We start from the raw sequence: 13,332 nt of genomic DNA on the forward strand, positions 1-13,332 counted from the left end.
GGGCCCCCCGCCGGAGGCCGCCGTGACCGTGCCGCCGGCCGCGCCCGCGTCCGACCCGCCGGCGGCGCTGATCCGGCCACCGGTGCCCGGCCGCGCCACGGTCCGCGCGCCGATCGTCGGCACCTTCTACCGGGCGCCGGAGCCCGGCGCGGCGCCGTTCGTCGCGGTGGGCGACCTCGTCCGTCCAGGTCAGCCGGTCGCCATCGTCGAGGCGATGAAGTTGATGAACGAGGTGAGCGCGGACCGCGCCGGCCGCGTGGCCGCGATCCTCGTCGAGGACGGCCAGCCAGTGGAGTACGACCAGCCGCTGGTCGAGCTGGATCCGGTCTGATGGCGGGGTGGGATGATCCATGTTCGAGACCGTGCTGATCGCCAATCGGGGCGAGATCGCGCTGCGGGTGCTCCGGGCCTGCCGGGAACTCGGCGTCCGGACGGCGGTGGTGTACTCCGCCGCGGACGCCGACTCGGCCGCGGTCCGTCTCGCCGACCAGGCCGTCCGGATCGGACCGGCGTCGAGTCGACGCAGCTACCTCAACGCCGCCGCGATCGTGGAGGCGGCCCGGCAGGTGGGCGCGCAGGCCGTGCACCCCGGCTACGGCTTCCTCTCCGAGGACGCCGACTTCGCCGAGATCTGCGCGGACAACGGGCTGACCTTCATCGGCCCGCCGCCGGCGGTGATGGCGGCGCTGGCCGACAAGTCCTCGGCGCGGGCCCTGATGAGCCGTGCGGGCCTGCCGCTGCCGGCGGGCAGCGTCCAACCGGTGCCGACCGCCGCCGCGGCGGCCGAGGTGGCCGACGCCATCGGCTACCCGGTGATCGTGAAGGCCGCCGCCGGCGGTGGCGGCCGGGGGATGACCGTGGTGCGCGCACCGGGCGAGCTGGCCCGGGCGTACACCCGCACCCGGGCCGCCGCGCAGGCCGCCTTCGGCGACGACCGGGTGTACGTCGAGCGGTACCTCACCGAGGCCCGGCACGTCGAGGTGCAGGTGCTCTGCGACGGGCACGGCAACGGCGTGCACCTGGGCACCCGCGACTGTTCGGTGCAGCGCCGGCACCAGAAGCTGGTCGAGGAGGCGCCGGCGCCGGCGCTGTCCACCAGCACGCTCGACACCATCGCGGAGACCGCGTTGCGGGGCGCGCTGGAGGTCGGCTTCGTGGGCGCCGGCACGCTGGAGTTCCTGGTCGACGCCGAGGAACACTTCCACTTCCTGGAGATCAACTGCCGGATCCAGGTGGAGCATCCGGTCACCGAGATGGTCACCGGGGTGGACCTGGTGCACGAGCAGCTGCACATCGCCGCCGGGGTGCCGCTGCGCTGGCGGCAGGAGGAGATCCGCCTGCACGGCGTCGCGGTGGAGTGCCGGGTCAACACCGAGGACCCGGAGCGCGGCTTCGCCCCGACCCCCGGCCGGCTGGAGCGGTTCACCCCGCCCGGCGGCCCGTTCACCCGCGTCGACACCCACGCCCGCGCCGGCTACGTGGTCGGCCCCTGGTACGACTCCCTGCTCGCCAAGGTGGTGGTCTGGGCGCCGGACCGGGAGCTGGCGCTCAACCGCCTGGAGCGCGCCCTGGAGGAGTTCGACATCGCCGGGCCGGGCGTGCGAACCACCATCCCCTTCGTCCGGCGGGTGCTCGACGACGCCGCGTTCCGCAAGGGCCGCTACACCACCGGCCTGGTCGACCGCCTGCTCGCCGCTCCCGGCCCGACCCCCGCACCGCGCCCCGCGCCCGCCGCGAAGCCCGACGTAACCCACAGGAGGAACCGATGACCGTCACCCATGGTCACCCGCTGACCGCCGAGATCACCGACATCCTGGTGGCGCACTGCGGGCTGGACGCCGACGCCGCGGCCCGGGCGCCCGCCGCGTCGCTGGAGGAGCTGGGCATGGACTCGCTCGCCCTGCTGGAGCTCTCCGCGGTCGTCGCCGACCGGTGGCAGGTGAGCATCCCGGAGCAGTCCGGGCAGCTCAGCATCCCCGCGGTGGCCGACCTGGTCGCGCGCCGCTCCGACCCACCCGGGCACACCGAGAACGGCGTGTTCATCGACGCGCCGCTGGCACTGGTCTGGGAGATCACCAACGACGTGGCGAACTGGACCGAGCTGTTCACCGAGTACGCCGTGGTGGAGATCCTGCACCGCGACGGGCACACCGTGCGGTTCCGGCTCACCATGCACCCCGACGAGAACGGGGTGTCGTGGAGCTGGGTCAGTGAACGCACCGCCGACCCGGTCAGCCGGCAGGTCCGGGCGCACCGGGTGGAGACCGGACCGTTCGAGTACATGCGGATCCACTGGCGCTACACCGAGGAGCTCGGCGGCACCCGCATGACCTGGACGCAGGACTTCGCCATGAAGCCGACCGCGCCGGTCGACAACGCCGCGATGACCGAGCGGATCAACACCAACAGCGCCATCCAGCTCGCGGTCATCAAGGACCGGCTGGAACGGATCGCGCGGCAGCGCGACGGGCAGGGCCGCCCGGCGGCCGGCGACGAGCCGACGGAGGCCGGCGATGAGTGACCTGAGCACCCGGCCGGTCGCCGCCCGGGACGTACCCGCCGACCGGCGGCGCGGTGGCGAGCTGCGCGTGCTGCTCGGCCCCCGGACCGTCGGCAGCACCTCCGGCTTCCTCGGGGTGGCCACCCTCGCGCCGGGGGAGCGGATCGCCGAGCACTACCACCCGTACAGCGAGGAGTTCCTGTACGTGGCGCGCGGTGCGATCACGGTGGACCTGGACGACCAGCCCACGCTGCTGGCCGCCGGCGAGGCGCTGTTCGTGCCGGTGAACGTGCGGCACCGGCTGCGCAACACCGGCGTGGAACCGGCCGAGGTGGTCTTCCACCTGGGACCGCTGGCCCCGCGCCCGGAGCTGGGACACGTCGACACCGAACTCGTCGAACAGCGGGGTGGATCGTGAGCGCGAGGAGTGAGCCGGGTTTGCGAGCCCCGCAGTCGCGAACAAAGGTGACGTCGTGATTAGGCGCCGCACGGTGGTGACCGGCGTCGGGGTGGTCGCCCCCGGCGGCGCCAGCCGGGACCGCTTCTGGAAGACGATCACCGAGGGGCGTACCGCCACCCGGCGGATCAGCTTCTTCGACCCGTCGGCGTTCCGCTCGCAGATCGCCGCCGAGTGCGACTTCGATCCGGTCGCCGCCGGCCTCACCGAGGCCGAGCGACGCCGGGCCGACCGGTACGTCCAGTTCGCGCTGGCCTGCTCCGCCGAGGCGGTCGCCGACGCCGGCCTGGTGCTGACCGACGCGGAGCGGGACCGCGCCGGAGTGGTGCTCGGCACCGCCGTGGGCGGCACGATGGCCCTGGAGCAGGAGTACGTGACGGTCAGCGAGAACGGCCGGCGCTGGCTGGTCGACGCGGCACGCGGCGGCCCGTACCTCTACCAGGCCCTGGTGCCCAGCAGCCTGGCCGCCGACGTGGCCTGCCGGCACGGGCTGCACGGCCCGGCGCAGGTGGTGTCCACCGGCTGCACCTCCGGCATCGACGCCATCGGCTACGCCCACCAGTTGATCGTGGACGGTGAGGCGGACGTGGTGCTGGCCGGCGCCGCCGACTCGCCGATCTCGCCGGTCACCGTCGCCTCCTTCGACGCGATCAAGGCGACCAGCCCGGACAACGACGACCCGGCGCACGCCTCCCGCCCGTTCGACGCCGACCGGCACGGGTTCGTGCTGGCCGAGGGCGCGGCGGTGCTGGTGCTGGAGGAGGCGGGCCACGCGCGGCGGCGCGGCGCGCACGTCTACTGCGAGGTCGCCGGGTACGCCAGCCGCAGCAACGGCTACCACATGACCGGCCTGCGTCCGGACGGGCTGGAGATGGGGCTGGCCGTCTCCGACGCGCTCAAGCAGGGACGGATCGCGCCGGAGCAGGTCTCCTACATCAGCGCGCACGGCTCGGGCACCCGGCAGAACGACCGGCACGAGACGGCGGCGTTCAAGCGGGCGCTGGGCCAGGCCGCGTACCGGATACCCATCAGCTCGATCAAGTCGATGGTCGGGCACTCGCTCGGCGCGATCGGGTCGATCGAGATGGCCGCGTGCGCGATGGCCATCGAGTTCGGCGTGGTGCCGCCGACGGCCAACTGGAGCACCCGGGACCCGGAGTGCGACCTGGACTACGTGCCGAACGAGGCGCGGGAGGTCCCGGTGGACGTGGCCCTCTCGGTGGGCAGCGGGTTCGGCGGATTCCAGTCGGCCATGGTGTTCCGCCGGCTGCCCGGGGTGGTGGCGGCGTGAGCGGCTACGGGGGCCGGGCCGGCGCCGCTTCTGCGGCGGTGGTCCGGTGAGCGCCCGCGCGGTGGTGACCGGCATCGGCGTGGTCGCGCCGACCGGCGTCGGCGCCGACGCGCACTGGCGTGCCGTGCTGGCCGGCACCCGGCGGACCGGGCCGATCACGTTGTTCGACCCGGCCGGCTACCCGACCCGCTTCGGCGGGGAGGTGCCCGACTTCACCGCCGACTCCTACGCCGACAGTCGGCAGTTGGTGCAGACCGACCGGTGGACGCACCTCGGCTTCGCCGCCACCCGGCTGGCGCTGGCCGACGCCGGGCTGCCCGACCGGGCTCCCGACCCGTACGGCTACGCGGTGACCCTGGCCAGCTCGTCGGGGGGCAACCTGTTCGGGCAGCGGGAGCTGCAACGGCTCTGGGGTGGCGCGTCGCGCACCGTCGGGGCGTACCAGTCGATCGCGTGGTTCTACGCGGCCAGCGTCGGGCAGCTCTCCATTCACCACCAGTTCAAGGGCCCGAGCGGTGTGCTGGTGGCGGAGACGGCCGGCGGGCTGGACAGCCTGGCGCACGCCGCCCGCGCGGTGCGCCGGGGCACGCCGGTGGTGATCGCCGGGGCCACCGAGTGCCCGCTGAGCCCGTACGCGCTGGCCTGCCAGCTGCGCTCCGGGCTGCTCAGCGACGTGGCCGACCCGGAGCGGGCGTACCGGCCGTTCGACGCCGCGGCCAGCGGCTATCTGCCGGCGGAGGGGGGTGCGGTGTTCGTGGTGGAGGAGCTGGGGCACGCGTTGGCGCGGGGTGCCCGGATATACGGGGAGGTGAGCGGCTGGGGCGCCACCCATGACGCCGCGCACACCACGGCGGACAGCGCGGGTGACCCGGCCCAGTACGCCCGGGCGATGCGGCTGGCCCTGGACCGGGCCGGCGTCGCGGCGGCCGGGATCGACGTGGTGCTGCCCGACGCCCTCGGCGTGGCCCGCTACGACCGCAGCGAGGCCGAGGCGTTGCGGGCCGTGTTCGCCGACCGGCCGCCCCCGGTGACCACACAGAAGCCGCTGACCGGGCGGGCGCACCAGGGTGGCTCGGCACTGGACGTCGCCACCGCGCTGCTCGCCTTCGCACACGACACGCTGCCCGCGTCCGCCGGCCCGGACGAGGTGGCCGACGGGTGTGAGCTGGACTTTCTCCGCGAGCACCGCCGGCCGCGCAGCCGGCTCGCGCTGGTGTGCGCGCGGGGCTTCGACGGGTTCAACAGCGCGCTGGTCCTGCGCGGGGCCGCGCCGGTGAGGGGAGAGACGTCATGAGCGAGCAGCGGGCCCGTGTGGTCTTCCTGGTGCGGGTGCCGGCGCCGCGCACCGAGCGGTTCCTGGCCGCGTACGAGGCGGTCCGGCACCTGGTCGCCGGCGGCGTGCCGGGACACCTGGTCGACCAGGTCTGTCGCTCGTCGACGGACCCGGAGCAGTGGCTGATCACCAGCGAGTGGGCGAGCCTGGCCGACTTCGAGAGCTGGGAACGCAGCCCCGAGCACCGGGACCTGGTGCGCCCGATGCGGGAGTGCTTCACCGACGCCCGCTCACTGCGCTTCCACATCCACGCCGAGACTCCCACCCCCGCCCTGGCCCCAGCGCCGCCGGGTTGACCACGCTCGGCCCGTGGCGCCGGCGGGCGACAGCCCGGTCGCTCAGCCGGTCAGGCTGACCTCGGCCAGGTAGACGCAGGTCCGCTCCTCGTGGGAGGAGTAGTAGCTGACCCACAGCAGGTCGTCGTGCCAGACCATGCCGGGGTAGCTGGTGTCGCCGCCGGAGGGCAGCGCGACCAGTTCGGTCAGCTCGCCCCGCTCCGGGTCCACGGCACAGACCGCGGTGCGCACCTCGCCGTCGAGCAGGCGTACCCCGGCCAGCAGCCGCCCGTCGGGCAGCCGGAGCAGCGTCGGCCCGCCGATCTGGACCCCCAGGTCGACCCAGCTCCAGTCCCGGTACGGCGGGCGGGCCCGGCCGAGCTGCGCGGTGGCGGCGTCACCGTCGCGGCGCAGCAGGCAGATGGCGCTGCCGTCCGGGTCGACGACCAGCCCCGACTCGTTGGGGTAGCCGCCCTCGAACAGCGTCGGCACCCACGGCTGGAGGTCGATGCCGTCGGTGCTGCGGTAGAGGCGGGCGAACCGTGGCTCACGGGTGGCGTAGCCGACGCCGTACATCGCGCCGTCGTGCCAGGCCGCCCGCCACACCCAGACGCCCGGTTCGCCCACGGGGAGCGGGTCGCCCCAGGCGTGCCCATCCGCGGAGAGCCAGGTTACCGTCTCGAACGTCTTGGCGGTCTCTCCGGTGGCCGCCGCCGCCAGCAGTTGCAGCCGCCCGTCGGGCCGTGGCACGAAGCGCGGATCGCGGAGGTCGGCACCGGCCAGGCGGACGACCGCCGCGGAGGTCCAGGATCGCCCGTCGACCGAAGTCAGCACGCGGAGCACGCCGTCGTCGGAGAGGTGGGTCCGTGCCTCGCGGAAGGCGCAGAACCAGCTCCCGGCGTACCGAACCAGGTCGGTGAACGCGCTGTGTGGCGCGCTGTCGCCGATCCGGCGGACGGCGGCGACCTCGGCGGTGCTGCGGCGGGTGGGTGACGACGTCATGCGCGGCGGCCTCCTGGCGCTGGGGGAGTGGGGCGTCCCGGGCGCCGGCCGGTGCCGGGTTGGCTCGGCCGGTGTTCCCGGTGCCGAGCGTCGCCCGGCTGCCCGGGCCCGGTGACGACGGCCGACGCTAGTCGCCCCTGCCGGCGCCCATGCGGCCACGAGACGAACGCGCGACGAACTCCCGGACGGTGTGTGACCGGTGCTGTCGGATTGATGTCGCCCGCGCGGCGGCCTCGGCGCGCTGGGCTGGCGTGGTGGCGCCGGCCGGTCACGATGGCGGTGGGCCGGCCGTTCACGTCGCGCGTGGACGGGTGGTTTCGTGGCGACGGTGCGGGTGACGGCCGGCTCGTCGGCCATCGGCTCCTGGACGGTGACGCTCACGTTGCCGTCGGGCGCGACGGTCACCAACGCCTGGAACGCCAACCGCAGCGGTGACAGCGGGGCCACGCGCTGGACGAACGTGGCCTACAACGGCCAGGTCGGCGCCGGTCAGTCGACCGAGTTCGGGTTCCAGGGCAGCGGCACCGCCGCCAGCCTGGCCCCGACCTGCGCCGCGGGCTGACGCCACACCGGCCGGGGTGGAGGGTCGCCGGACTCCTCCGCCCCGGCCGACGCGTCGCCGTCGGGTGAGGGCAGCTGGCGGTCGGCCGCGTCGCTGGGGGGTGCCGGTCGCCGCCTTTGGAGCTGAATCGTTTGCGACATCACCGACTTGACGGAGAACGGCAGCGCCGTCTCCATGATGTCGTCACCGCGGCTCAGCGGACGGCGAGCACCAGCCAGTGCGCCTGAATCGTCCACGACATCAGCTCCAAAGGCACAACCCCCAACCTCCCCATCCCGCCTATGAAGGAACCACCGCGGCTGTCCACCAGGGACCGCCCGGCGCCTCCCGCCTGCGGGCCGGTCTGGCCGCGGTTCCGGTCCCGGTCAACCCCGACTTCCCCGACCTAGCCGACGAGGCGGCGTTCCCAGGCCCAGGCGGCGATCCCCACCCGGTTGCGGGCCTGGAGCTTTATCTGCACGCTGGCCAGGTGGGTCTTGACCGTGCCGACGGCGATGAAGAGCCGGGGTCGAAGGTCGTCACCACGACCACCCGTCCCATCGCAGCCACTGGAGGAACAACGACTCAGCCCGGTGACGGCGCTGGGCATCGACGGCTGAGCGTCGCCGGGTGGGTCGGCGCCGAGGTCTCGGCGCCGGCCCACGGCGGATGGTCAGTTGGGGTTGTTGGCGTGGGTCAGCGTCTCCCAGGCGACGAAGAGGTTGTTGCTGCCGGCGGGTCGCTGTTGCAGCGTGAGGGTCTGGGTGTTCGTCATGACGTTGCCCAGGCGGTTGCCCATCGCGTTGAAGCCGACCTCGGTGACGGGGCCGAGGCCGCGGGTGAGGCTGCCCCCGCAGAGCCAGGAGGGCGGCGCCTCCCCGAGCTGGTAGCGCGAGTGGAAGCCGAGCGCCTGCCGCAACCGCTCACCGACCTGCGGATACAGGTCCCGTCCCTGTATCCGGGAGGTCTCCGCGACGTGCGAGATGGCGGAGATCCCGTACCCGGTGTGGACGAAGTCCCGGCAGGTCTCCTGCGCGAGGCCGGCGACGAACGTCGACTGGCCCTGCCAGTAGCCGATGATCTCGGCACTGGTGTCCAGACCGCTGCCGGGAACCGTGTAGGGCAGCGCGCCGTCGCTGGGCAGGTAGACGAAGGCCCGGGTGCGGTTGAGGAAACGGGTGACCGCCGCGTCGTAGGCGGCACGGTCCTCCAGGAAGACGGCGATGCCGACGGCGGCCTCCATCATGGTCAGCTCCCAGTTGCCGTTGCTGTTCGACCCGTTGCGCACGACCGGCAGGTAGACGGTGCGCAGCATGGTGGCGAAACGGTTGGCGTTGGGCCAGCTCGTGTACGTGTACTTGATGATTTCGGCGGCCCGGGGCCAGACCGAGGCGGCCCAGCCGGTCTGCAGCGGCGCGTTGCTGCCGGTGTGCGCGGTGATCGTGGCGGACCACGCATCCATGATCTGGATCGACTTCTGGGCATACCGGGCGTCTCCGGTGAGGTACCAGGCGAGCGCGTCGGTGTACGCGGCGATCGCGTCCTCACGCTCGTCGGTGCAGCCGTTGTTGGGGTTGGAGTACGAGCCGCACTCGACGACCGGGCGGGGAGCCGGGGTGCGCGACAGGGAGGCGTACCGGCTGCTCATCATCTGGTTGTACGCCGACGCCCACGGCTGCGCGCCCGCCTGGACCCGGCCGCGGACGAAGTCGAGCTGGCCCCGGCTGACCAGCACCCCGGGGTGGGTGAAGCCGCCCGACGGCGGCGGCGTGCCTCCGCCGGTTGGCAACGTCCAGGTCTGGTTGGCGGTGCCGGTGCAGCTCCAGATCTGCAGCGGGGTGCCGTCGGCGGAGCTGGGGCCGGTCGCGTCGAGGCACTTGCCGGACGTCGGGTTGACCAGTTGCCCGGCGTTGGACGACCACTGCTGCGCCCCGGTGCCGTTGCAGTCGTAGATCTGCGCCCGGGCGCCGTTGGCGGTGCTGCCGGCGGCGATGTCGAGGCACTTGCCGAGCGCCCTGATCGTGCCGTCGTCGGCCACCGTCCACTGCTGGGCGCCGGAGCCGTTGCAGGTGTAGAGCTGGACCTGGGTGTTGTTGGCCGGGTTTTCGCCGGCCACGTCGACGCACTTGCCGCCGTACCCGGTGATGGGGCCCGTCGCGGCCGCGGACGCGGCGGTGGCGGTGACCGCCAAGGTTGTCGGTACGGCGAGCAGGGCCGCGACGAGCGCGGCGACCAACCGGGTGCGGGGCCGGCGGGGGGTGGTGGTGACCCCATCCATTCGTCGCGCCATGTCTGGTCCTTCCGTGCGGCGGATACAACTGTAAAGTCTGTTAATCATTACAGTCATGCACATCGATATCAATGTCTCCGCCGCGCTGGTACTCCTCGCCGAGCAACTCCGACTCGGCGTTCGCGAGGCCGCTGACCAGAAAGGCGGTGACGTTCAGGCGTTGCTGGCATGGACCGCATTCGGGCGAAGCAGCCGTCCCGCCCGCCGGCCGCACCTAGCATCGGGGAAGGACCGTCCAGGACCCGTTCGATGGTGTCCGCAGGTACGGCGCCGGCACGGGGTGCCCGCCGTAGCCCGTACGTCCGATTCCCGACCCGCGACCAGGAGGCATCGGCATGAGCTACGTCAAGGCAAAGGACGGCACCAAGCTCTACTACAAGGACTGGGGCGAGGGGCCGGTCGTCACCTTCTCCCACGGCTGGCCGTTGAGCGCCGACGCCTGGGACGGGCAGATGCTCTTCCTCGTCCAGAACGGGTTCCGGGTGGTCGCGCACGACCGTCGCGGGCACGGCCGGTCGAGCCAGGCCCGCAACGGCAACGACATGAACGGGTACGCCGACGACCTCGCCGCCGTCATCGAGGCACTGGACCTGCGGGACGTCACCCTGGTCGGTCACTCCACCGGCGGGGGAGAGGTGGCCCGCTACATCGGCCGGCACGGGACGGAGCGCGTCGCCAAGGCCGTGCTCATCTCCGCCGTACCGCCGATCATGGTGCAGAGCGCGGACAACCCGGAGGGGCTTCCGATCAGCGTCTTCGACGACCTGCGGACCCAGCTCTTCGCCGACCGGTCGCAGTTCTACCAGGACCTGGCGCAGATGTTCTACGGCGCCAACCGGCAGGGCGCGAAGGTGTCGAAGGGCATCCTCGACCAGTTCTGGCTGTGGAGCATGCAGTCCGGTCTGTGGAACGCGTACGAGAGCATCAAGGCGTTCTCCGAGACGGACTTCCGGGACGACCTGGCGAAGTTCGACATCCCGACGTTGGTGATGCACGGCGAGGACGACCAGATCGTCCCGGTGAAGGACTCGGCGCACAAGACCGCGCAGCTCGTCGCGAACGCCGAGGAGATCTACTACCCGGGCGCCCCGCATGGCATCACGTCGACGATGCAGGACCAGGTCAACAAGGATCTCCTCGCGTTCCTGAAGAGCTGATCGGGGTCAGACGCGCTGGGCGCCGATGACCGAGAGCAGCCGCAGCTTCTCGTCGCTCTCCGAGCCGGGCACGGCGGTGAAGACCAGCAGCGTCTGGGACTGGTCAGGGTCGACCAGGGTCTGGCAGTGCAGCTCCAGCGACCCGACCTCCGGGTGGACGAAGTGCTTCGGCGGGCAGTAGCCGCCCGGCACCGGGTGCTCCCGCCACAGCTCGGCGAACTCCGGGCTCGCGGCGAGCAGGGCGTCGACGATCGCCGCCGCCCGCGATCCCCGGCCGTCGCGGGTGTACGCCGCGTGCAGGTGCGCCACGAGGAGTCGGCTCTGCGTGGCGTGGTCCTCGGCCCGGTGCAACCGCCGTGTCCGTGGGTCGGTGAACCATCGGTGGTGCAGGCTGCGCGCCAGCCCGGTGTGCCGGGTCTCGTCGCCGAGCAGCGCGATCGCCGGCGCGGTCTGCGCCAGGGTCTCGCCGAGGTGGTTCACCACCTGGGCGGGGGTGTCCTGCAGCCGGTCGAGGATCCGCATCATGCCCGTGTTGACGTGGTCGGCCCGGACCGCGCGGTGGGGGACGGCGTGACCGGCGAGCTGGAACAGGTGGTCCCGCTCGGCGAGGGAGAGTCGCAGGCCACGGGCCAGCGCGGCGAGCATCTGCTCGGAGGGGTGCGGGCCCCGCTGCTGCTCCAGCCGGCTGTAGTAGTCGGCGGACATTCCGCTCAAAGCGGCCACTTCCTCGCGCCGCAGCCCACCGGTACGCCGGCGCTGGCCCCGGGGCAGCCCCACGTCCTCCGGCTGGAGGGCTTCCCGTCGGGTGCGCAGGAAGCTGGCGAGTTGGGCGCGGTCCACGGTGACTCTCCTTCGGTGGGTGCCGGCGGTTCGACCGACACGTGGGGTGCAACAGGCGGGCACGGCCGGGCTGTTCCGCTCCGGCGCAGAGCAGAGGACCCAAAGGGCGGGACCGGCCGGCCCCGGCCCGACGGCGCGGGCCGGGGGCGGCCGGCCCGGTCAGCGCTGGATGGACTTCGTCTCCAGGAACTCCTCCAGGCCGAAGCGACCGAACTCGCGGCCGTTGCCGGACTGCTTGTAGCCGCCGAACGGGGCCAGCGGGTTCCAGTGGCCGGCGTTCACGTCCACCTGGCCCACGCGCAGCCGCTTCGCGACCGCGAGCGCGTGCTCCGGCTCGCCGAAGACGCCACTGGTCAGGCCGTACAGGGTGCCGTTGGCGATGGCGACGGCCTCCTCCTCGTCGGCGTAGGGGATGATCGTCAGCACCGGGCCGAAGATCTCCTCCTGTGCGATCGCGGAGGTCGGATCGACGTCGGCGAAGATCGTCGGCTGGACGTAGGCGCCCTTCGCCAGGCCATCGGGCCGGTCCGGGCCGCCGAGGACCAGCCGGGCGCCGTCGGCGATGCCCCGCTCGATGTACCCGACAACCTTCCGCCGGTGTGCCTCGGACGCCATCGGGCCGATCCGGGTCGCCTCGTCGGTCGGGTCGCCGACCGTGTACTGCCTCGCCGCCTCGACGGCCAACGCCACGACCTCGTCCTGACGGGAGGCGGGCACCAGCATCCGCGGCCAGGCGCCGCAGACCTGCCCGCCGTTGGTGAACGCCATCATCAGGCCCCGGTTGACCGCCTCGGGCAGGTCGGCGTCGTCGAGGATGATGTTCGCGCCCTTGCCGCCCAGCTCCAGCGCGACCCGCTTGACGCTCGCCGCGGCCACCGCACCGATCCGCTGCCCGGCCCGGGTGGAGCCGGTGAAGGAGATCATGTCGATGTCCGGATGGGCGGAGAGTGCCTCGCCGACGACCGCTCCCGTGCCGTACACGACGTTGAACACGCCCGCCGGCACGCCCGCCTCGGCGGCGACCTCGGCGAGGATGCGCGCGGTCAACGGGGCGTTCTCGGACGGCTTGAGGACCATCGTGTTCCCCGCGAGCAGCGCCGGGGCCAGCTTGGAGACGACCTGCTGCAACGGGAAGTTCCACGGCGTGATCGCGCCGACCACGCCGATCGGCTCACGGACGATCAGCGAGTTGCCGACCTCCTCGGTCCAGGCGAAGTCGTCGGCCAGGCCGGCGACGGACTCGATCACCGCGGCCGGGAAGCCCACCTGGGCGGTCCGGGACATCCCGATCGGGGAGCCCATCTCGCTGGTGATCGCGGTGGCGATCTCCTCCTGGCGGGCGGCGAGGCCGGCGGCGAGGCGGTGCAGCACGTCCGCCCGCTGGTGGGGCGTGGTCGCCGCCCAGGCAGGGAAGGCGGCCCGAGCGGCGGTGACCGCCCGGTCGACGTCGGCGGCCGTGCCGGCCGGGGTCTCGGCGACCACGTCGCCGGTCGCCGGGTTAACGACGGGAAGGGTGCCGGCCGAGCCGGCGACGGTCTCGCCGCCGATCCAGTGGCCGGTGACGGTGTAGGTGGAAGGTGTCATGGACCGACCGTGGCACCGGCGCGGAACCCCAACCAGGTGCGCCTTGTCCAGGGCTTGGCGAT

Annotated in this window: 12 protein-coding genes and 2 pseudogenes; 9 read left to right on the forward strand and 5 right to left on the reverse strand. The window is 73.0% G+C overall.

From position 1 onward, the window contains the following. From accB to DKT68_RS10875, 7 genes are all read left to right on the forward strand, one after another. Positions 1-331, forward strand: a 331-nt coding sequence (gene accB / locus DKT68_RS10845; RefSeq protein WP_109817285.1) for an acetyl-CoA carboxylase biotin carboxyl carrier protein, incomplete at its 5' end; no start/stop codon positions are given. A 19-nt stretch (positions 332-350) separates the two neighbouring features. Further along, a complete protein-coding gene (locus tag DKT68_RS10850) occupies positions 351-1,769 on the forward strand; it encodes an acetyl-CoA carboxylase biotin carboxylase subunit (RefSeq protein WP_109817286.1) in 1,419 nt (472 codons plus the stop codon). Further along, complete coding sequence (locus DKT68_RS10855) at positions 1,766-2,521, forward strand: SRPBCC family protein (RefSeq protein WP_109817287.1); 756 nt, start codon at positions 1,766-1,768, stop codon at positions 2,519-2,521. The genes DKT68_RS10850 and DKT68_RS10855 overlap by 4 nt, the downstream gene beginning before the upstream one ends. Continuing rightward, positions 2,514-2,918, forward strand: coding sequence for a cupin domain-containing protein (locus DKT68_RS10860; protein ID WP_109817288.1), 405 nt, complete (start codon positions 2,514-2,516; stop codon positions 2,916-2,918). Before DKT68_RS10855 ends, DKT68_RS10860 begins: the two co-directional genes overlap by 8 nt. Positions 2,919-2,973: 55 nt before the next feature. Then, positions 2,974-4,248 (forward strand): beta-ketoacyl-[acyl-carrier-protein] synthase family protein, encoded by a 1,275-nt coding sequence (locus DKT68_RS10865; RefSeq protein WP_109817289.1) that lies wholly within the window; start codon positions 2,974-2,976, stop codon positions 4,246-4,248. Between the two features lie 46 nt (positions 4,249-4,294). Further along, on the forward strand, positions 4,295-5,542 hold the full coding sequence (locus DKT68_RS10870; RefSeq protein WP_109817290.1) for a beta-ketoacyl synthase N-terminal-like domain-containing protein: 1,248 nt from the start codon (positions 4,295-4,297) through the stop codon (positions 5,540-5,542). Then, complete coding sequence (locus DKT68_RS10875; protein ID WP_109817291.1) at positions 5,539-5,877, forward strand: antibiotic biosynthesis monooxygenase family protein; 339 nt, start codon at positions 5,539-5,541, stop codon at positions 5,875-5,877. Before DKT68_RS10870 ends, DKT68_RS10875 begins: the two co-directional genes overlap by 4 nt. Before the next feature lie 42 nt (positions 5,878-5,919). Here DKT68_RS10875 and DKT68_RS10880 read toward each other — a convergent pair whose 3' ends face one another. Beyond that, complete coding sequence (locus DKT68_RS10880; RefSeq protein WP_109817292.1) at positions 5,920-6,858, reverse strand: hypothetical protein; 939 nt, start codon at positions 6,856-6,858, stop codon at positions 5,920-5,922. 301 nt (positions 6,859-7,159) lie between these two features. Here DKT68_RS10880 and DKT68_RS10885 point away from each other — a divergent pair. Continuing rightward, positions 7,160-7,420 (forward strand): annotated as a pseudogene (locus tag DKT68_RS10885) (cellulose binding domain-containing protein); the annotation flags it as partial. Between the two features lie 385 nt (positions 7,421-7,805). Here the strand turns inward: DKT68_RS10885 and DKT68_RS10890 are convergent. Both DKT68_RS10890 and DKT68_RS10895 read right to left on the reverse strand, forming a co-directional pair. After that, positions 7,806-7,925: pseudogene (locus DKT68_RS10890) on the reverse strand (LuxR C-terminal-related transcriptional regulator); the annotation flags it as partial. 147 nt (positions 7,926-8,072) lie between these two features. Next, the gene (locus DKT68_RS10895; RefSeq protein WP_236646831.1) at positions 8,073-9,689 is read right to left on the reverse strand and encodes a ricin-type beta-trefoil lectin domain protein; all 1,617 of its coding nucleotides are present in this window, start codon (positions 9,687-9,689) and stop codon (positions 8,073-8,075) included. A gap of 335 nt (positions 9,690-10,024) precedes the next feature. On the opposite strand from DKT68_RS10895, the gene DKT68_RS10900 reads away from it, so the two are divergent. Further along, a complete protein-coding gene (locus DKT68_RS10900) occupies positions 10,025-10,846 on the forward strand; it encodes an alpha/beta fold hydrolase (RefSeq protein WP_109817295.1) in 822 nt (273 codons plus the stop codon). A 6-nt stretch (positions 10,847-10,852) separates the two neighbouring features. Here the strand turns inward: DKT68_RS10900 and DKT68_RS10905 are convergent, their stop codons facing one another. Continuing rightward, on the reverse strand, positions 10,853-11,686 hold the full coding sequence (locus DKT68_RS10905) for a helix-turn-helix transcriptional regulator (RefSeq protein WP_109817296.1): 834 nt from the start codon (positions 11,684-11,686) through the stop codon (positions 10,853-10,855). A gap of 159 nt (positions 11,687-11,845) precedes the next feature. Beyond that, positions 11,846-13,270 (reverse strand): aldehyde dehydrogenase family protein, encoded by a 1,425-nt coding sequence (locus DKT68_RS10910; RefSeq protein WP_109817297.1) that lies wholly within the window; start codon positions 13,268-13,270, stop codon positions 11,846-11,848. Between the last annotated feature and the right edge of the window lie 62 nt (positions 13,271-13,332).

This window comes from Micromonospora acroterricola (assembly GCF_003172955.1).
In the GTDB taxonomy this organism is placed as follows: domain Bacteria; phylum Actinomycetota; class Actinomycetes; order Mycobacteriales; family Micromonosporaceae; genus Micromonospora; species Micromonospora acroterricola.

Bases quoted from the DNA above. Each gene is read 5' to 3' on its own strand.
- DKT68_RS10850 (WP_109817286.1), top strand. From the start codon at position 351: ATGTTCGAGACCGTGCTGATCGCCAATCGGGGCGAGATCGCGCTGCGG.
- DKT68_RS10855 (WP_109817287.1), top strand. From the start codon at position 1,766: ATGACCGTCACCCATGGTCACCCGCTGACCGCCGAGATCACCGACATC.
- DKT68_RS10860 (WP_109817288.1), top strand. From the start codon at position 2,514: ATGAGTGACCTGAGCACCCGGCCGGTCGCCGCCCGGGACGTACCCGCC.
- DKT68_RS10875 (WP_109817291.1), top strand. From the start codon at position 5,539: ATGAGCGAGCAGCGGGCCCGTGTGGTCTTCCTGGTGCGGGTGCCGGCG.
- DKT68_RS10880 (WP_109817292.1), bottom strand. From the start codon at position 6,858: ATGACGTCGTCACCCACCCGCCGCAGCACCGCCGAGGTCGCCGCCGTC.
- DKT68_RS10895 (WP_236646831.1), bottom strand. From the start codon at position 9,689: ATGGCGCGACGAATGGATGGGGTCACCACCACCCCCCGCCGGCCCCGC.
- DKT68_RS10900 (WP_109817295.1), top strand. From the start codon at position 10,025: ATGAGCTACGTCAAGGCAAAGGACGGCACCAAGCTCTACTACAAGGAC.
- DKT68_RS10910 (WP_109817297.1), bottom strand. From the start codon at position 13,270: ATGACACCTTCCACCTACACCGTCACCGGCCACTGGATCGGCGGCGAG.